Genomic DNA, 245 nt, shown 5'->3' on the forward strand with positions numbered 1-245 from the left:
TTAAGTGGGGGAAGACCCCAATGGCACCAAAGATCTCGCCGAAGAAGTCCTGGGAGGGATTCGCAGGATCGGTGGTAGCTGCGGTAGTGGCGGGAACCGTCGGCATGTGGTTGTTGGGTGCATCACCGCTCTGGGGAATCTTGCTCGGCGTTGCAGCTGCCACATTTGGCTCACTTGGCGATCTGGGTGAATCTCTGCTAAAACGGGACCTCGGTCTAAAAGACATGGGATGGCTCCTGCCCGGA

At 58.0% G+C, this 245-nt stretch carries 1 protein-coding gene; it reads left to right on the forward strand.

The genetic code is table 11. The features are described 5' to 3' along the window. On the forward strand, window positions 1-245 hold a 245-nt coding region (locus tag QP381_RS09355), incomplete at both ends, for a phosphatidate cytidylyltransferase (RefSeq protein ID WP_285068767.1).

Origin of the sequence: Pauljensenia sp. UMB6358, from assembly GCF_030216865.1 — a bacterium.
Taxonomy (GTDB): Bacteria; Actinomycetota; Actinomycetes; order Actinomycetales; family Actinomycetaceae; genus Pauljensenia; species Pauljensenia turicensis_A.